The 18,710-nt window shown below is 64.3% G+C and carries 17 protein-coding genes and 2 pseudogenes; 18 read left to right on the forward strand and 1 reads right to left on the reverse strand.

Features of this window, described 5'->3' with window-relative positions; genetic code table 11:
- Window positions 1-40 precede the first annotated feature (40 nt).
- On the reverse strand, window positions 41-2,794 hold the full coding sequence (gene gyrA / locus IEW98_RS05700; RefSeq protein WP_188761968.1) for a DNA gyrase subunit A: 2,754 nt from the start codon (window positions 2,792-2,794) through the stop codon (window positions 41-43).
- A 201-nt stretch (window positions 2,795-2,995) separates the two neighbouring features.
- On the opposite strand from gyrA, the gene IEW98_RS05705 reads away from it, so the two are divergent.
- The 18 genes and pseudogenes from IEW98_RS05705 to rplS all read left to right on the forward strand — a co-directional run bounded on the left by IEW98_RS05705 (window position 2,996) and on the right by rplS (window position 18,623).
- Window positions 2,996-3,133 (forward strand): hypothetical protein, encoded by a 138-nt coding sequence (locus tag IEW98_RS05705; RefSeq protein WP_188761969.1) that lies wholly within the window; start codon window positions 2,996-2,998, stop codon window positions 3,131-3,133.
- Window positions 3,134-3,175: 42 nt separating this feature from the next.
- The gene (gene pdxH / locus IEW98_RS05710) at window positions 3,176-3,751 is read left to right on the forward strand and encodes a pyridoxamine 5'-phosphate oxidase (protein ID WP_188761970.1); all 576 of its coding nucleotides are present in this window, start codon (window positions 3,176-3,178) and stop codon (window positions 3,749-3,751) included.
- Window positions 3,748-4,656, forward strand: coding sequence for a cation diffusion facilitator family transporter (locus IEW98_RS05715; RefSeq protein ID WP_188761971.1), 909 nt, complete (start codon window positions 3,748-3,750; stop codon window positions 4,654-4,656). Before pdxH ends, IEW98_RS05715 begins: the two co-directional genes overlap by 4 nt.
- Window positions 4,656-5,486, forward strand: a complete 831-nt coding sequence (locus tag IEW98_RS05720) for a PhzF family phenazine biosynthesis protein (RefSeq protein WP_188761972.1) — start codon at window positions 4,656-4,658, stop codon at window positions 5,484-5,486. The genes IEW98_RS05715 and IEW98_RS05720 overlap by 1 nt, the downstream gene beginning before the upstream one ends.
- Window positions 5,487-5,504: 18 nt before the next feature.
- Entirely contained in the window at window positions 5,505-6,323 is an 819-nt protein-coding gene (gene dapF, locus IEW98_RS05725) for a diaminopimelate epimerase (RefSeq protein WP_188761973.1), read from the forward strand.
- Entirely contained in the window at window positions 6,320-7,234 is a 915-nt protein-coding gene (ftsY, locus tag IEW98_RS05730) for a signal recognition particle-docking protein FtsY (protein WP_188761974.1), read from the forward strand. The genes dapF and ftsY overlap by 4 nt, the downstream gene beginning before the upstream one ends.
- A 134-nt stretch (window positions 7,235-7,368) precedes the next feature.
- Entirely contained in the window at window positions 7,369-8,670 is a 1,302-nt protein-coding gene (locus IEW98_RS05735) for an acyl-CoA dehydrogenase family protein (protein WP_188761975.1), read from the forward strand.
- A gap of 152 nt (window positions 8,671-8,822) precedes the next feature.
- A complete protein-coding gene (locus tag IEW98_RS05740; RefSeq protein WP_188761976.1) occupies window positions 8,823-11,564 on the forward strand; it encodes a TonB-dependent receptor in 2,742 nt (913 codons plus the stop codon).
- A gap of 925 nt (window positions 11,565-12,489) precedes the next feature.
- Window positions 12,490-13,005 (forward strand): CBS domain-containing protein, encoded by a 516-nt coding sequence (locus IEW98_RS05745; RefSeq protein WP_188761977.1) that lies wholly within the window; start codon window positions 12,490-12,492, stop codon window positions 13,003-13,005.
- 131 nt (window positions 13,006-13,136) lie between these two features.
- Window positions 13,137-13,829 (forward strand): annotated as a pseudogene (locus IEW98_RS05750) (IS5 family transposase).
- A 166-nt stretch (window positions 13,830-13,995) separates the two neighbouring features.
- Window positions 13,996-15,432, forward strand: coding sequence for a signal recognition particle protein (gene ffh / locus IEW98_RS05755; RefSeq protein WP_188761978.1), 1,437 nt, complete (start codon window positions 13,996-13,998; stop codon window positions 15,430-15,432).
- Between the two features lie 24 nt (window positions 15,433-15,456).
- Window positions 15,457-15,942, forward strand: a pseudogene (rpsP, locus tag IEW98_RS05760) (30S ribosomal protein S16); the annotation flags it as partial.
- A gap of 161 nt (window positions 15,943-16,103) precedes the next feature.
- Window positions 16,104-16,355 carry a hypothetical protein gene (locus IEW98_RS05765; protein WP_188761980.1) on the forward strand — a complete coding sequence of 84 codons (252 nt, stop codon included), beginning with the start codon at window positions 16,104-16,106 and terminating at the stop codon, window positions 16,353-16,355.
- Complete coding sequence (gene rimM / locus IEW98_RS05770) at window positions 16,352-16,840, forward strand: ribosome maturation factor RimM (protein ID WP_188761981.1); 489 nt, start codon at window positions 16,352-16,354, stop codon at window positions 16,838-16,840. The genes IEW98_RS05765 and rimM overlap by 4 nt, the downstream gene beginning before the upstream one ends.
- Window positions 16,841-16,870: 30 nt before the next feature.
- Window positions 16,871-17,134, forward strand: a complete 264-nt coding sequence (locus IEW98_RS05775) for an AbrB/MazE/SpoVT family DNA-binding domain-containing protein (protein ID WP_188761982.1) — start codon at window positions 16,871-16,873, stop codon at window positions 17,132-17,134.
- Window positions 17,127-17,513: a type II toxin-antitoxin system VapC family toxin gene (locus tag IEW98_RS05780; protein ID WP_188761983.1), complete on the forward strand. Its 387-nt coding sequence runs from the start codon at window positions 17,127-17,129 to the stop codon at window positions 17,511-17,513. The genes IEW98_RS05775 and IEW98_RS05780 overlap by 8 nt, the downstream gene beginning before the upstream one ends.
- Complete coding sequence (trmD, locus tag IEW98_RS05785) at window positions 17,510-18,241, forward strand: tRNA (guanosine(37)-N1)-methyltransferase TrmD (RefSeq protein WP_188761984.1); 732 nt, start codon at window positions 17,510-17,512, stop codon at window positions 18,239-18,241. Before IEW98_RS05780 ends, trmD begins: the two co-directional genes overlap by 4 nt.
- A 1-nt stretch (window position 18,242) precedes the next feature.
- A complete protein-coding gene (gene rplS, locus IEW98_RS05790; protein ID WP_188761985.1) occupies window positions 18,243-18,623 on the forward strand; it encodes a 50S ribosomal protein L19 in 381 nt (126 codons plus the stop codon).
- Window positions 18,624-18,710: the final 87 nt, after the last annotated feature.

Raw genomic sequence — 18,710 nt, forward strand, 5'->3', positions numbered from 1 at the left:
GGGCCCCGGCCTTCGCCGGGGTGACGGGGAGAGAGTGGGTTCAGCTGTTGTCGTCGTTGCCGGGCTCTTCCGGCGCTTCCGGTGCATCAGGCGCTTCCGAACCCTCCGGCGCATCGTCCGCCACGCCGACGATTTCGTCGACGGCTTCCTCGGCGGGGATGAGCGCGGCCGAGACGACGTGTTCGCCCTTGCCGACATCGAACAGTGTGACGCCGAGCGTCGAGCGGCCCTTGATGCCGACCTGGCCGACCGAGGTGCGGATCAGCTTGGCCTGGTCGGTGACGAGCATGAGCTGGTCATCGCCAGCCGCCGTAAAGCTGGCAACGACGTTGCCGTTGCGGTCGGTTTCACCGATGTTGCGGATGCCCTGCCCGCCGCGCCCCGACTGGCGATATTCGAAGGCGCTCGAACGCTTGCCATAGCCGTTGGCGGTGACGGTGAGGATGAATTCCTCGGCCGCTGCAAACTGCGCCATGCGGGTTTCGGACAGGATGCGCTCGCCGGGTTCGGCCTTCCATGCAGCGGCCTTGAGATAGTCCTCGCGCTCCTGTGGGGTGGCGGCGAAAGCCTTGAGGATCGACATCGAGATGACTTCGTCACCTTTGCCGAGCGTCATGCCGCGAACGCCGGTCGAGGTGCGCGAGACGAATTCGCGGACATCCTCGACGGCGAAGCGGATCGCCTTGCCGCTATGTGCGGCGAGAAAGACGTCGTCAGCGACATCGCACAAGGCCACCGCGATCAACCGGTCCTCGTCGCCGTCCTCGAAGCGGATGGCCAGCTTGCCGGCGGTCGGCACGTTGGTGAAGGCGTCCATGGCGTTGCGGCGGACGCTGCCGTGCGCGGTCGCGAACATGACGTGCAACCGGCCCCACTCGGCCTCGTCCTCGGGCAATGGCAGCACCGAGGTGATGGTTTCGCCCGTCGCCAGTGGCAGGAGATTGTTGAGGCTGCGGCCCTTGGCTTGCGGTGATCCGACCGGCAGGCGCCAGACTTTCTGGCGGTAAACCTTGCCGGCGCTGGAGAAGAACAGCACCGGGTTGTGGGTGCTGGTCACGAACAAATTGGTGACCGCATCCTCGTCCTTCGTCGACATGCCCGAACGGCCCTTGCCGCCGCGCTTTTGCGCCCGGTATTCGTTCAATGCGACGCGCTTGATCCAGCCGGAATGCGTCACGGTGACGACCATGTCCTCGCGTTCGATCAAATCCTCGTCATCGACATCGTCACCGGCGGCGACGATCTCGGAGCGGCGCTTGGTCGAAAACTGGTCGCTGACGGCCTCGATTTCGGACCGCAGCACGGCGTAGAGCTTGACGCGGTCGCCGAGTATCTCGAGCAACCCGCCGATGACGCCGGCGAGCTCCTTCAGTTCGTCGCCGATCTCCTCGCGGCCGAGCGCCGTCAGCTTCGACAGGCGCAGTTCGAGGATGGCGCGAACCTGGGCTTCGCTGAGCCGGATGGTGTCGGCATCGGCATCGATCTCGCCGGCTTCGACAAGGGCGAGGTACGGCCGGATGTCGGCGGCGTCCCAGTCGCGCGCCATGAGCGTTTCGCGCGCCTCGGCGGGGCTGGCCGAACCGCGGATGATGCGGACGACTTCGTCGAGGTTGGCGACGGCGATTACGAGGCCGATCAACAGGTGCGCGCGCTCGCGGGCCTTGGCGAGTTCGAACTTGGAGCGCCGGGTGATGACCTCCTCGCGGAACTGCACGAACGCCTGGATGATGTCGCGCAGGCCCATGAGTTCGGGCCGGCCGCCGCGGATGGCGAGCATGTTGATGCTGAAGGTCTGCTGCGCCGGGGTGTGGCGATAGACCTGGTTGAGCACGACCTCGGGGGTGGCGTCGCGCTTCAGTTCCATGACGATCCGCACGCCTTCGCGGTTGGATTCGTCACGCAGGTCGGAGACGCCCTCGACGCGCTTGTCCTTGACGGCTTCGGCGATCTTTTCGACGAGCGCGTTCTTGCCCTGCTGGAACGGGATCTCGGTGAGCACGAGCGAGCGCTTGTCGCCCCTGCCCTCCTCCACGATGTAGCGCGAGCGGATGATGATGGTGCCGCGGCCGGTTTCATACGCGGTGCGCAGGCCGGTGGTGCCGACGATCAGCGCGCCGGTGGGGAAATCGGGCGCCGGCAGATGCTTCATCAAGTCGTCGAGGCTGATGGTCTGGTCGTCGAGCCAGGCGCGGACGGCGTCGATGACTTCGCCGAGATTGTGCGGCGGGATGTTGGTCGCCATGCCGACCGCGATGCCCGACGCGCCGTTGACGAGGAGGTTCGGGAAGCGCGCCGGCAGGACGGCGGGCTCATGCTCCGAGCCGTCGTAGTTGGCATTGAAGTCGACGGTGTCCTTGTCGATGTCGGCGAGCAGCGCTTCGGCCGACTTGGCCAGCCGGGCTTCGGTGTAGCGCATCGCGGCCGGGGCATCGGGATCCATCGAGCCGAAATTGCCCTGGCCGTCGATCAGCGGCAGCCGCAGCGACCAGTCCTGGGTCATCCGGGCGAGGGCGTCGTAGATCGAGCTGTCGCCGTGGGGATGATATTTACCCATGACGTCACCGACGATACGCGCCGACTTGCGATACGCCTTGTTGGCGGTGAACCCGCTTTCGTGGGCCCCCCACAGGATACGGCGGTGAACGGGCTTCAAGCCGTCGCGCACATCGGGAAGTGCGCGCGCGACGATGACCGACATGGCGTAATCGAGGAAGCTCGTCCGCATCTCGGTAACGATCGAGATCGGCTGGATATCGGGTGCGCCCGCAGGGGGCGGCGAAACTGTGGAAACCATTGGGTTTTTCTAGGCCTTGCGAAGGAGCGTCGCGATAGTGTCATGATTAGGCGACGGGGGTCATAAAAGCTAGCCGCTTTGACCGGGCCCGGCGGCTTCGGGGCTCGCTGGGTCTGACATGTCGCTGGTCAATCAGGCCAGCGGAACCTGCGGCACGGTCCAGTGTTGTCGCCTGAGTTGTCGGGGAAAGGAGTGCGCAAGATGGCCGAGAAAAAGGGCAAGGGTAGCGAGACCGCCAAGAAAGCCAACGCCAAGGCGGCCAAGGAGGGCGAGAGCAACCCGCGCAAGTCGTCGGCGGCGCAGTCGGAGCTCGGCAAGAAAGGCGCCAAGAGCAAATAGCCTGCGGGTGACATCGCGGCGTCGGCGCGTTACGGCGAATGGATGATCGATCCGTTTGCCACATTCGCAGCCTGGTTTGCCGAGGCCGGCGCCAGCGAGCCCAACGACGCCAACGCATTCGCACTGGCGACGGCGACACCGGAGGGACGGCCCTCGGTGCGCGTCGTGCTGTGCAAGGCCTGGGATGCGCGCGGGTTCGTGTTCTACTCGAACCTCGACAGCCGCAAGGGACGCGAACTTGCCGCCAACCCGTTCGTGCACATGGATTTTCACTGGAAGTCGCAGCGGCGGCAGGTGCGCGTCGATGGGCGCGCCGAGCCTGTTGCGGGCGAAGAGGCCGATGCGTATTTCGCCAGCCGGCCGCGCGATTCGCAAGCGGGCGCCTGGGCCTCGCTCCAGTCGCAGGCGCTGCCCGACCGGGCGACCTTCGAGGCGCGGCTCGGCGATGTGCGCGCGCGCTTCGAGGGCCAGGATGTGCCGCGTCCGCCGCGCTGGTCAGGGTGGCGGATCGTGCCGGAAAAGATCGAGTTCTGGCAGGACCGCGACAACCGGCTTCACGAGCGGCTGGTGTTCACGCGCAGCGGCGATGGCTGGACGACCGGTCTCCTGTATCCATGACCGACAGGCGCGCGCGCCTCGTGCAATCGGCGGCACTGGCGTCGAGCGCGTCCGCCGTGTTGCTGCTCGGGCTGAAGGCGTGGGCGGCCTGGGCGACGGGCAGCGTCTCGATGCTCGGCAGCCTGGCCGATACGGCGCTCGACCTGTTCGCTTCGTTGCTGACGCTGTTCGCGGTCGGACTGGCGTCGCAGCCGGCCGACGACGACCACAAGTTCGGCCATGGCAAGGCCGAGGCGATCGCCGCGTTGATGCAGACGCTTTTGATCGTCGGCAGCGCCGCGGTGATCATGTGGCGCGCCATACTGGCGATGGGGCAGACCGAATTGCCGCGCGCGCCGCAGGTCGGCATCGGGGTTTCGGTGGCGGCGATCGCGCTGACGATGGCGCTGATCGCCTGGCAACGGCACGTCGTCAAGCAGACCGGGTCGATCGCCATCGCGACGGATTCGCTGCATTACCAAAGCGACCTGCTGCTCAACCTGACGGTGATCGCGGCGCTGGTGCTCGATATCTATCTCGGCATCCACGGCGCCGATGCGGTGCTGGGCATCATCATTTCGCTGTGGATCGCGTGGAGCGCGCTGACGTCGGCGCGCGAGGCGATCGACATGCTGATGGACCGCGAATGGCCGCCCGAGAAAAGCGCCCGGCTGGCGGCGATCGCACTGGCGGTGCCCGGGGTGGAGAGCGTCCATAATCTGCGCACCCGGTCGAGCGGCGTCACCGATTTCATCCAGTTCCACATCTGGCTCGATCCGCTGCTGACGGTGCAGGTAGCCCATGATATCGTCGACAGCGTCGAGGCACAGTTGCACAGCGTTTTTGCCGACGCCGAGTTCTTCATCCATATCGATCCGCGCGGCCATATCGACCCCCTGCCCCCCAAGTCTTTCGAGCGAGGCTGATGCGCATTCCTTTTACCCAGATCGACGCCTTTGCCGATGCGCCATTCGGCGGCAATCCCGCGGCGGTAATGCCGCTGGCGGGCTGGTTGCCCGATGCGATTCTGCAGGCGATCGCGCAGGAGAATAACCTGGCGGAGACGGCGTTCATCGTGCCGTGCGCCGACCCGGAAACGGCCGATTTCGACCTGCGCTGGTTCACGCCGGGGGTCGAGGTCGCACTTTGCGGTCATGCGACACTGGCGGCCGGGCATCTGGTGCTGTCGTCAGTGGCCGGGATGGAAAAAGTGCGGTTTTCGACCAACAAGGCGGGCGTGCTGACGGTCGGGCGCGGCGCTTCGGGGTATGAAATGGCGCTGCCGTCATGGCCGGCGGCGGATGCGATCACCGGCAGCGCGCTGGCTGCGATCGGCGCGGCATTGGGCGCGGTGCCGGATGAGGTCTGGGGACGGGGCAGCGATTACCGGGTCGCGGTGTTCGGCAGCGCTGCCGAGGTGCGGGCGCTCGATCCGGATTTTCGCGCGATCATCGCCTTGTTTACCGGGCGCGATCTGCAGTTGATCGCCACGGCGCCGGGCGCGGGGGATGCCAGCGGGGCCGATGTCGTCAGCCGGGTGTTCGTTCCCGAAGCCGGCGTCGACGAGGACAGCGTGACGGGATCGGCCCACGCGATCATCACGAGTTACTGGGCGCGGCGGCTGGGGCGGGACGCTTTCAGCGCGTATCAGGCGAGCGCGCGCGGCGGGCGGGTTGGATGCCGGCTGGACGGCGAACAGGTGGTATTGTCGGGCAGCGCGCGCACCGTCATCGAGGGCGAATTCATCCTCGACTGATAACCGCGTGCCCCCTAGATGCACGGCATGTCCCAACGCCCTTTCCTGAAGATGCACGGCCTCGGCAACGACTTCATCGTGTTCGATTCGCGCGAGTCGCCGCTGGCGATGACGCCGGCTTTGGCGATGGCGCTGGCCGACCGGCGGACGGGGATCGGCTGCGACCAGTTGATCGTCGTCGAGCCGAGCGAAGTCGCCACCGTGCGGGCGACGTTCTGGAATCCCGACGGCAGCATGTCCCCGGCGTGCGGCAATGGCAGCCGTGCAGTGGCGGCGCTGCTCGGCGGCGAAGCGACGATCGAAACCGGCGGCGGCGTGCTGGCGGCGAGCGCCGATGCGAGCGGTGCGGTGGTCGATATGGGCGTACCGCAATTTGGCTGGGATGCGATCCCGCTGGCCTATGCGATGGATACGCTGTCGTTGCCGCTGGCGTGGGAGGAGCTGGAGAACCCCGGCGCAGCGAACGTCGGCAATCCGCATGTGGTGTTTATCGTGGGCGATCCGTATGCGGTGCCGCTCGATGTGCTCGGGCCGCTGATCGAGCATGATCCGATCTTTCCCGAGCGCGTGAATGTGGGGGTCGCGGCGCTGTCGTCGCGGTCGCGGATGGTGCTGCGGGTGTGGGAGCGCGGCACCGGGTTGACGCGGGCGTGCGGGACCGGGGCGGTGGCGGCAGTGGCCGTGGCGCAGCGACGCGGACTAGCCGATGCGCAGGTGACGGTGTCGCTGCCCGGCGGCGAACTGGTCATCACGCGCGGCGACGACGGCCATATGCTGATGGCCGGGCCGGCGACGCTGGCATTTACCGGCAGCATCGACCTGGAGCATTTTGCATGAGCTGGCTCGATCGGCTGAAGACCGGCCTGACGCGGTCGACGGCGAAGCTGGGCGACAGCCTGGCCGGGCTGGCAACGGGGAATGTGCCGCTCGATGACGCGCGGCTCGACGAGATCGAGGAGGCGTTGATCGGTGCCGACCTGGGCCCGGCGGTGGCGGGGCGGATCCGGGCGCGGCTGGCCGACGCCAAGTTCGCCAGGGGCATCGACGCACCGGGGTTGAAGGCAGCGGTGGCGGCCGAGGTGACCGCGGTGATGGCAGCGGTGGCGAAGCCGCTGGCGGTGACGGCGTTTCCGCGGCCGCATGTGATCCTGGTTGTCGGCGTCAACGGCAGCGGCAAGACGACGACGATCGCCAAGCTGGCGCGGCGGTTCACCGAGCAGGATTATACCGTGATGCTGGCGGCGGGCGATACGTTTCGCGCGGCGGCAATTGCGCAGTTGAAGATCTGGGCCGAGCGGATCGGCGTTCCGGTGGTGTCGGGCGAACAGGGGGCCGATGCGCCGGGGCTGGCCTTCGAGGCAGTCAAGGCGGCGCGTGAGGCTGGCACCGATGTGCTGATCATCGACACTGCCGGGCGGCTGCAGAACAAGGCCGGGCTGATGGACGAGCTGGCGAAAATGCGGCGGGTCATCCAGAAACTGTCGCCGGCGGCGCCGCACGACACGGTGCTGGTACTCGATGCGACGACCGGCCAGAACGCGCTCAACCAGATCGAGGTGTTCCGCGACGTGGCCAAGATCACCGGGCTGGTGATGACCAAGCTCGACGGCTCGGCGCGCGGCGGCGTGCTGGTGGCGGCGGCGGAAAAGTTCAACCTGCCGATCCACGCCATCGGTGTCGGCGAGGGCATGGACGACCTGCGACCGTTCGAAGCGGCGGACTTCGGCGCGGCCCTAGTGGGTAATTAAAGTTTGCGTTGGCCGTGTTTTCTTGGGCCCCGGATGAAGGCATCCGGCTGGAAAACACTTAGCTAGCCGGTTCGTCAGTCGCGCCGCGTTACCGCCTGCGCAATATGATCCTCGAAACCTGAGGATCATGGCCCATGAATTTCGACCTGCCACCCGAACTTGTCGCCTATCTGGCTGAACTCGACGCCTTCATCGAAGCCGAGATCAAGCCGCTGGAGAACAAGGACGACAATATCCGGTTCTTCGATCACCGCCGCGAATATGAGCGCACCGACTGGGATGCGGGCGGTCTGCCCAAGCATGAATGGGAAGCGCTGCTCGGTGAGGCCCGCGCTGTAGCCGACAAGGCCGGGCACCTGCGCTTTGCCTGGCCCGAAAGCATGGGCGGCAAGGGCGGCAGCAATTTGGCGATGGCGGTCATCCGCGAGCATCTGGCGGCGCGGGGGCTCGGGCTCCACAACGATCTCCAGAACGAGCATTCGATCGTCGGCAACAACCCCTTCATCCTGTTGTTCAAGGAGTTTGCCACCCCCGAGCAATACGCCCGCGACGGCGAGGCGGTCATGTCGGGCGCGATGCGGACGGTGTTCGGCCTGACCGAGCCCAACCATGGCTCCGACGCGACATTCATGGAGACGGTGGCGGTTCCCGAAACGCGCGACGGCGTCGAAGGCTGGCTGATCAACGGCGAGAAGATGTGGTCGACCGGGATGCACGTCGCGACCCACGCGATGGTGTTCGCGCGGACCAGCGGCAAGGACGGCGACGCCACCGGGATCACCTGCTTCATCGTGCCGGCGACGACGCCCGGCGTGGTGGTCGAGGAATATCTGTGGACGTTCAACATGCCCACCGACCATCCGCGCGTCAGCTACACCAACGTCTGGGTGCCGCATGATGCCTTCTGGGGGCAGATCGACCGCGGGTTGGGCATCGGCCAGTCGTTCGTCCATCAGAACCGCATCCGCCAGGCGGCGTCCTCGCTCGGCGCGGCGCACTACTGTGTCGAGGAATCGGTCAAATATGCCCGCACCCGCCGGCCGTTCGGCAAGCCGTTGTCCGACAACCAGGCGATCCAGTGGCCGCTGGTCGAGCTGGCGACCCAAATCGAGATGCTGCGCCTGCTGATCCGCAAGACGGCGTGGCAGATGGACAACATGGAGCACAAGGCGATCGAGCGCGAAATATCGGACAAGGTCTCGATGTGCAATTACTGGGCGAACCGGCTGGTTTGCGAGGCCGCCGACCGTGCCATGCAAGTCCATGGCGGCATCGGATATTCGCGCCACAAGCCGTTCGAGCATATCTATCGTCATCACCGCCGCTATCGCATTACCGAGGGCTCCGAAGAGATCCAGATGCGCAAGGTCGGCGCGTTCCTGTTCGGTTATCTCGGGCCGAAACGCGCCCAGTTCCGCGATGACGTAAAAGCGTAACGTTATCGAAACCGTAACGATTATCGTGATATAAATGCCACGCTGCAGTCAAACTTCGCCGTTTGCCCGCAGCGTCGCCGCGTTGGGGTTGCCCGTTGGCGTTGCCTCCCCTAGCCCGCTCGTTCGATAAAAAACGAACCTTGGGATGTATCATGAAGACTGTGTTGCTGGCGTCTGCCTGCCTGTTTGCCGTGACTGCCGTTGCTCCTGCCTTTGCCCAGGATGCCGCCCCTCCCGCCGCTGATCCCGCCGGCGTCGCGCCATCGCTCACCGCTCCTGCCGAAGTCGCCCAGTCGCCCGTCGATGACGGCAGCGGCGAGATCATCGTCACCGCGACCCGCCGCAACACGACGCTGTCGAACGTGCCGATCGCGGTTTCCGCCGTCAGCCAGCAGTCGCTGCAGAATTCCGGCGCCAACGACATTCGCGCCCTCAACCAGCTCGCCCCGTCGCTGCTCGTCTCGTCGACCGGCAACGAAGCCAATGGCAGCGCCCGCATCCGCGGCATCGGCACCGTCGGCGACAACCCCGGCCTTGAATCCTCGGTCGCAGTGTTCATCGATGGCGTCTATCGCTCGCGTACCGGCGCCGGCCTCAACGAACTTGGCGAAATCGACCGCATCGAAGTGCTGCGCGGCCCGCAGGGCACGCTGTTCGGGCGCAACGCCTCGGCCGGCCTGATCAACATCATCACCGCGGCGCCGTCATTCGATATCGGTGGCAACGCCGAGGCGACCTATGGCAATTACAACAACATCCGCATCGCCGGCGGCATCACCGGGCCGATCATTGCCGACAAGCTGGCGGCCCGCATCGACGGCGTCTTCAACAAGCGCGACGGTTTCTACACCGACGTCATTTCGGGCAACAAGATCAACGATCGCGATCGTTATTTCGTCCGTGGCCAGCTGCTGTTCACGCCGTCGTCCGACGTCAGCCTGCGCCTGATCGGTGACTATACCAAGCGCGACGAAAACTGCTGTGCCGCGGTCTATGTCTCGACGCGTGAAGTCTTCGACCCGACCCCCGGCCAGCCCGGTGACATCGCCGTGTCGCCGACCAACCGTATCGTCAACATCCTGACCAGTCTCGGTAATGTCTTCCCCGGCGACCCCTACAGCCGCCGCGTCGCCGTCTCGCCGAACCGCAGTTATCGCAACACGACCACTGACTGGGGCGGCTCGGCGCAGCTCGACTGGGACCTTGGCGCTGCCAAGCTGACCTCGATCACCGCCTATCGCGAATACAAGGCCGGCGGTGCTTCGGACATCGATTACACCAACGTCGACATCACCTATCGCGCCGATGACGGCAACAGTTATCGCCGCTTCCGCACCTTCACCCAGGAAGTCCGCCTGCAGGGCTCGGTCTTCGACGATCGCCTCGACTGGCTCGTCGGCGGCTTCTACAGCCGCGAAAAGCTGCAGCTGGTGGACAACGCCAAGTTCGGCACCCAGTACGGCGCCTTCGCCTCGTGTCGCGTCGTCGCCAACGTCAACCCGGCGGCGGCGCTCCGCAACCCGGCGGCGCCCGGCTGCCTCAGCCCGACCGGCATTGCTGCTCTCAACGGTGCGCTCGGTGCCGGCGCCGCGCCGATCATCGCCGGGCTCAACCGCCTGAGCACGCTCAACAATCTGGGCGACCAGCGCTCGGTCTATAACCAGGACAGCCAGAACTACGCCTTCTTCACCCACAACATCTTCAAGGTCACCGACCGGCTCAGCCTGACCGTCGGCGCGCGCTACACCAAGGAGCGCAAGATCTTCGACGCCGAGTTCAACAACAACAACACCGTCTGCCCGGCGCAGCAGGCCGCCCTCGGGCCATTGCTCGCCAACCCCGGCCTCGCGGCGCTGGCCGGCGGCATCATCACTTTGTCGTGCACCGGCAACAGCAGCGTCGCACTCAACGCGCTCGACCTGAACACGCGCTTTTCGGAAAGCCAGTGGACCGGCACCGGCGTCCTGTCGTGGAAGCCGATCGACGAACTGCTCCTGTATGCAAGCTATGCCAAGGGCTACAAGGCCGGCGGTTTCAACCTCGATCGTTCGGATCTCGGCAGTGCCCTGTTCCCGCGCTCGAATGCCGATGCGGCAGGCCTGCGCTTCGAGCCTGAAACCGTCGACAGCTTCGAAGTCGGCGCCAAGTTCCGCAAGGGCGGCTTCACCCTTAACGTCGCCGGTTTCCGCAGCGAGTTCCAGAGCTTCCAGCTCAACACCTTCAACGGCACCGTCTTCGTCGTGCAGAACATCAACTCCTGCTCGACAAGCCTGAACGGCGCCGACAGCGACAACAGCGCCGTCACCGGCAGCTGCTCGAGCAAGGTCCAGCCCGGCGTCATCACCCAGGGTGTCGAAATCGAAGCGACGCTGCGCCCCTCGCGCGATATCAACGTCAGCCTCGGCTATACCTATGCTCACACCAAGTACGGCAAGAACCTCGTCGGCACCACCAGCGGCCAGGCGCTCGATCCGGCCCTGTTCCTGCTGCCGGGCAACCGCATGTCGAACGCTCCCGAGCATGTCGTGACGGCATCGGCGGCGTGGACGCCCGACATCGGCGACACCGGCCTCAGCGGGCTTGTCTATGTCGATAGCCGCCTCACGTCGGAATATAACACCGGCTCCGACCTGTTCATCGAAAAGGCACAGGAAGGCTTCGTCACCGTCAACGCGCGGATCGGCCTGCGCGGGCCGAACGACCGCTGGGCCGTCGAGCTGTGGGGCCAGAACGTCTTCGACGTCGAATACCAGCAGGTCGCATTCAACACCCCGTTCCAGGGCGCCGGTTCGAGCCAGCAGGTCCAGAAGTTCGGCGGCGTCGGCAACCAGCTCTTCTCGAGCTTCCTCGCCGAGCCACGCACGTATGGGGTTACGGTTCGGACGCGGTTCTGAGGGAAAGCGCGTAGTAGTCTTGCCAGCGCCGCAGTGCAGATCAGTAGATGATATGCGCTGCGGCGCTCGCGAGATTATCGGCAGCGCTCATAGCCTTGCGTTCATGACCAGCTTTGGGGGCGTGCTTAAGTTCGTCGAACGGGCAACTGTGTTCGTTGACGAATAGCTTTAATCCTTATGGAAGCAGCAATTGTACGACGATTCCACAAAAACCAAGACGCTGCTGCGATCGCAACCACAGCAATTGCCACCGCAAAGGCAATCAAACCGACCCATGTCATCGAGTTATGTAAGTCGTTAAATTTAGTCATGCTCTGAAGGGCGGGCATGAGGGCGCCCATCAGCGCCCCGACAGCGAGTTGGAATATTTTCCGGGTGGGTTCTTTCTTTATCTCGCACAACATTTCGATCTCTTGACCGGAAATGTAGTGTCTTAGATACACACTGGGCAAGGTGGCCGTCTCCTGCCCGGCTGACTTATCGATCAGGAAGCCCAGCGTTTATAGCGACGGGGAAGCGTTTAGGGTTTCTGCGCTTCGATTATTCTGGATCGGGCTTCGGCCCGAAAAGATCTTTGCGAGATCTTGATTGCGCGACGGAATATAATTGGAATTTCCGCAGTATCGCCGACCCCTCAGCTTTTGGTTGCACACATTTCGCAGGCGCCGTGGCCAAGCTCATCAAGCAGAAGCTTTGCACTTTCGGCTTTCTCGTCATTTGTCAGTCGATCGTCGACAGGCAAGCCAAGATCGACCTCTCCCATTGGCTAAGCGACGGGCATCGGGCACGGCTTCAGCCGATGTCGCCGAACAAGCCTCGAGCTGTGGTCAGATCATGTTCCAAATGGGAACTTTCATCAGGCCGATACGTATAGCCAACGAGTATAGCATTTCTGGTAATACGGCAGTCGAACGAGGGATATATTGTGCAAAAGATTGGCGAGCGTCCGGAGTATAAATCCAAGGCCCCGGTACTGAAGTTCCCACCAGATACCATGGCCGCGCGCGCGATCGCGATTATGTCAGAGAAGAACTATGGAGCCGTAGTAATTGTTGATCAGGAGGAACGTCCGATAGGTATCGTCACAGAACGTGACTTGATGAGGCGTCTTCTTGCAAAAGGCCTTAACTCTGAAACGACTTCGCTTGGTAGTATTATGACCAGTGACCTTAAGATTGCCCACGAAGAGGACGAGGTTCTGGTCTGGGTGCGACAGATGTCCAATGAACGTTTTCGTCACGTTCCGGTGGTTAACGCGGAGGGTCGCCTTCTTAACATAATGTCGCAGGGCGACTTCGTCTCATATACATGGCCTGACCTATTTAATCGGGTGCGGGATCAAACCGGTCATGCCTTTAACTATCAGTTTCAACTTCCCATACTCGCGCTTGGTCTTGCAACGTACACGGTCATTGTACTCTTTGTCGCTAGATTTTCATGAGAACAAATTGTGAGTGTTAAATAGAATTTACATCTGGGCTGAGTTATGATTCAAGTTTTCCAAGGCATTGGGAGCATGAGATGTAGGGTGAGTTTTGGTGAAGCGACGGGCAATGGGCACGGCTTCAGCCGATGTTGCCGAATAAGCCTCGAGGTGTGCCGCGTGTCGATGACCGGCGGGTGATCAGCGGCATTGTTCATGTGCTGTAACCGGACTGTCGATGGAAGGATGCGCCGGCGATCTACGGGTCACCTGAGACGCTCTGCAATCGCAATGTGCGCTGGGCCGCAAAGGGCGTGCGGTGTTCGAGGCGCTGGCGGCCGAAGGTGGTCCGCCTCTGCGGTGCTGATCGACAGCACGCGCGTAAAGGCACACCACTCGGCGGCGGGCGGAAAAGGGGGCGCACGTCCAGGCGATCGGCGTCAGCCGGGGCGGTCGCAACACCAAGGTTTACGCCGTCACCGACCGGCAAGGCAGACCGCTCGCGTTCCTGCTGACGCCCTGACAGGCTGCAGACTGCCGCGCCGCCGAGCATCTGCTGACCACCTTGCCCCGGCGCTGCATCGTCCACGCCGACCAAGCCTATGACAGCAACCGTATCCGCGACTTGATTGATGAACAGGGAGCGGTTCCCAACATCCCGCCAGAGCTACCCCTGCTGGAAAAACGGCTTCAACAAGGCCCTTTACAAGGGACGCAACGCCATAGAGCGCAGTATCTGCCGCCTCAAAGACTGCCGTCGCCTCGCCACCCGCTACGATAAACTTGCGGCTAACTTCCTCGGAAACATCTACCTCGCCGCCGCATTCATGTGGTGGCCATGAGTCTCGGCCCTGATCTGCCAAGCTCAAACTACTCTCAACCTTGACTCCTCCACCCCCCTCCCCTAATGCCCACCCGTCCCCGAACAGGGGGCGCGCGTCCACGGATGCACGCCGGCCGACGAGTTTTCGTCCGCCGGCGTAATTTCGTTTGGAAGGGTTTGCAGGTTTGTTCGACAGTCTATCAGATCGCCTTGGCAGCGTATTCGAGAAACTCCGGGGGCGCGGTGCGCTGACGGAACTCGACGTGCGGGCGGCGATGCGGGAGGTGCGGATCGCGCTGCTCGAAGCCGATGTCGCGCTGTCCGTCGTCAAGACCTTCATCGAACAGGTCACCGAGCGTGCCATCGGCGCCGAAGTCGTGCGCTCGGTCACGCCGGGGCAGCAGGTCGTCAAGATCGTCAACGACGCGCTGGTCGAGCTGCTCGGCTCCGAGGCGGTCGACCTCAATATCGACGTGACCCCGCCCGCCGTCATCATGATGGTCGGCCTCCAGGGTTCGGGCAAGACGACGACGACCGCCAAGCTGGCCAAGTTCCTGACCGAAAAGCGCGGCAAGAAGATCTTGATGGCGTCGCTCGACGTCGCCCGGCCGGCGGCGCAGGAGCAGCTGCGCGTCCTCGGCGAGCAGACCGGCGTCACCACCCTGCCCGTCATCGCCGGCCAGCAGCCGGTGCAGATCGCCGAACGCGCGCGCCAGGCCGCCAAGTTGCAGGGCTTCGATGTCGTGCTGCTCGATACCGCCGGGCGGTTGAACGTCGATACCGCATTGATGGCCGAGATGGCGGCGATCGCCAGTGCCACCAGGCCCGATGAAATCCTGCTCGTCGTCGATGCGCTGACCGGCCAGGATGCCGTCAACGTCGCGACGGCGTTCAAGGCCGAAGTGCCGTTGACGGGTATCGTTTTGACCCGCATGGACGGCGATGCCCGCGGCGGCGCGGCGCTGTCGATGCGCGCCGTCACCGAGCGCCCGATCAAGTTCGCCGGCACCGGCGAAAAGCTCGACGCGCTGGAGGCGTTCGATCCACAGCGCGTCGCCGGGCGCATCCTCGGCATGGGCGACATCGTCGGGCTGGTCGAGCGCGCCGCCGCCAACATCGAGCAGGCCGACGCCGAGCGCATGGCCGCCAAGCTGGCCAAGGGCCAGTTCGACATGGAGGATCTGCGCGGGCAATTGCGCCAGATGAAGGCCATGGGCGGCCTCGGCGCGCTGGCCGGCATGATCCCCGGCATGGGCGCCGCCAAGAAAGCCATGGACAGCGGCGCCATGGACGAAAAAGTGCTCGGCCGGATGGAGGCGATCATCGGATCGATGACCCCCAAGGAACGCGCCAAGCCCGAGATTTTGACCGCCAAGCGCAAGATTCGCATCGCCAAGGGCGCCGGGACGACCGTGCAGGAGGTCAACAAGGTCATCAAGATGCAGCTCGACATGGCGAGCGCCATGAAAAAGCTGAGGAAGATGGGCGGCATGAAGGGCATGGCCGCGATGATGGCCAAGATGGGCGGCGGCGGCGGCGCTGGCGGTTTGGGCGGCGCCCTCAGCGGCATGCTCGGCGGCCAGCAGATGCCCCCCGGTTTCGACAAATTCACCAAACGCTAGAAATCAACCAAGGAAGACAAGACAATGGCATTGGCAATTCGCCTCGCACGTGGCGGCATGAAGAAGCGCCCGTATTACCGCATCGTCGTCACGGATTCGCGCAACGCCCGCGACGGCAAGTTCCTCGAGAAGATCGGCACGTACAACCCGCTCCTCGCCAAGGATTCGCCTGACCGCATCAAGCTCGACACGGACCGCGCCGTGCATTGGCTGAGCGTCGGCGCCCAGCCTTCGGACCGGGTCGCCCGCTTCCTCGATGCCGCCGGCGTGCGCACCCGCGCCGCTCGCAGCAACCCGAACAAGGCTCTGCCTGGCGACAAGGCCAAGGAACGCGCCCAGGTCAACGCCGACAAGGCCGAAGCCGCCGTCACTGCCGCCGCCGAAGCCGAGACTGCTACCGCACAGGCCGTGATCGACGCGCGCGAAGCCGCCGAAGCAGCAGCGGCCGCTGAAGCCGAGGCAGCCGCCGAAGCCGCTGCAGCCCCTGCGGTCGAAGAAGTTGCCGTCGAGGAAACCGCTGTCGAAGAGACTTCGGTCGAAGAGACTGCGGTTGAAGAAACGGCTGTTGAGCCGGTTGTTGCCGAAGATGCAGCGCCTGCTGCCGGTAACGACGAGAAGACCGCCTGACACCTCGGCATGTCCCTGTCGTCGCCGCGGTATTGGCCGCGGTGATGGCGGGGACGGCCATGAGCGTGCTCGGCGACCCGGCGGCGGCGCTGGCCTGTGGGCTGGCCGCCGCCGGATTGTTGATGGCGCCGGTACGCGGCACGGTCGCGGTCGCATTGGTAATGGGCAGCGCCTATGCCGTGTCGGCGCGATATCACGATGGCACGCTGGGATGGACCTCGCTGGCACTGGTGCCGATTGCGCTGCCGGCGCTGTTCATCTGCTGGCCGCGCCTGATCAAGAGTAGCCCGCGATGACTGACGATACCGATATTACCCTGGCGGCAATCGCAGGTGCCCATGGCATCACCGGCGAAGTGCGGTTGAAACTGTTTGCGCAGGGGCTGGAATCGCTGAACGTCCACAAGGCGTTCAATGCCGGCGGACGTACGCTGACGCTGAAGACCATCCGCCCCGACAAGATCGGCGCGGTGGCGCGCTTCACCGAGATTACCGACCGCACGGCAGCGGAGAATATGCGCGGGACGCTACTGCGCGTGCCGCGGACCAGCCTGCCGCCGCTGGCGGAGGGCGAATATTATCATGCGGATATTATCGGACTGCCGGTGGTGACGATCACCGGCAACGCGGTGGGAACGGTGACGGCGATCGAGAATTTCAACGCCGGCGACATTCTCGAGATCACGCGCCCCGATGGCAAGACGGTGATGGTCCCGTTCCGCCCGCCAGCTGTGCCTGAGGTTGGCGAGCGGGTGGTGGTTGACGAGGAATGGCTGGCCTAGTATATACGGGATGTATATACGGAGGCAGTGATGGCACGCACCAAGGTGTTCAAATCGGGAAACTCAAATGCCGTGCGCTTTCCGGCAAGCTTTGCCGTGGAGCCGGGGATGGTGGTCGAAGTCCGCGAGGAACAGGGGCGCTGGATCGTGGAGCAGGTCGCTGAAACGCGCAAGACGATCGACCTGACGGGCGTTTGGGGCAGTATTCCCGGCCTGAAGCCTTTGACGCCGGACGAACGTGAGTTCGAGCCGCGCGAACTCGATTGGGGTGGCAAGTTGTTGAAGCGTGACTGAGCCGCGGTATCTCCTCGACACGAATATCTGCATCTATCTGTTCGACGCGGCGTCGTTGCCGCTGCGTGCAAGGGTGTCGGCATGTGTGGTCGGCGAGTTGGCCATCAGCGCGATCGTGCTCGCCGAACTAACGATCGGCGTTGCCCGCCACGAGCCTAGCGCAATCGATCAGATCGAGCATTTGCTGCGCATCGCCCCTGCCCTGCCTTTCGATGAAGCTGCCGCAAGGGCGTACGGCAAGCTGCCCTTCAAGCGCGCGAAATTTGACCGCCTGATTGCGGCGCATGCGCTGGCACGCGACCTCACCCTCGTCACTGCCAACACCGGCGACTTCGCCGACGTGACCGGCCTGCGCGTCGAGGACTGGACCCGACCATGACCTGGACAGCCACCATCCTTACCCTCTACCCGGAAATGTTCCCCGGCTCCCTCGGCCAAAGCCTCGCCGGCCGCGCGCTAACCGACGGCATCTGGTCGATTAATCCACGCAACATCCGCGACTGGGCCACCGACAAGCATCGCAGCGTCGACGATACCCCCGCCGGCGGCGGCCCCGGCATGGTCTTGCGCGCCGATGTCGTCGCCGCCGCGGTCGATGGCGTCGCCAACGGCACTCCCGTCCTCGCGATGACGCCGCGCGGCGCCCCCCTCACCCAGGCCCGCGTCCGTGCCCTTGCCGCCGGCCCCGGCGTCACCTTGCTATGCGGCCGCTTCGAAGGTTTCGACGAGCGCTTGTTCGAAGCGCGCGCCATCGAACAGGTCAGCATCGGCGATTATATCCTCTCCGGCGGCGAGGTCGCGGTGACGGTTTTGCTCGATGCTTGCGTCCGGCTGTTGCCCGGTGTAATGGGCGCGGCCTTGAGCGGTGTGGACGAGAGCTTCGAAACGGGGCTCCTCGAACATCCGCACTATACAAGGCCTCCCGAATGGGAGGGCTATTCGATCCCCGACGTGTTGCGATCGGGGGATCACGCAAAGATCGCCAAATGGCGGACGGAGCGGTCCGAACAGGACACACGGCTAAGGCGGCCGGACCTTTGGCAGCGTCATTCCGACGCTGCAGGCCCATCGCCCTCTGGCGCGCGACGACAGAAGAAGGAGGAATGAGATGAATCTCATCCAGCAGATCGAAGCCGAAAACATTGCCAAGGCCGTTGCCAAGCGGCCCATCCCCCAGTTTCGCGCTGGTGACACCCTCAAGGTCGGCGTGAAGGTCGTCGAAGGCGAGCGCACCCGCGTCCAGAATTACGAAGGCGTCTGCATCGCCCGCTCGAATTGCGGCATGGGTTCGTCGTTCACCGTTCGCAAGATCTCGTTCGGCGAAGGCGTCGAGCGCGTATTCCCGCTGTACTCGCCGTCGATCGAAGCCATCGATGTCGTCCGCCGCGGTGTCGTGCGGCGCGCCAAGCTCTATTACCTGCGCGGCCGTTCGGGCAAGTCGGCACGTATCGTTGAAAAGCGCCTGCCACGCGTCGAAAAGGACGCCTGAGAGCATCCTCGCCGGCACAGGCGGACGAATGCGGCCCGGTGCAAACCGGGCCGTTTTCGCGTGTGCACCATTCACCCGCCATCAAGC

Origin of the sequence: Sandarakinorhabdus glacialis, from assembly GCF_014643455.1 — a bacterium.
Lineage (GTDB): Bacteria > Pseudomonadota > Alphaproteobacteria > Sphingomonadales > Sphingomonadaceae > Sandarakinorhabdus > Sandarakinorhabdus glacialis.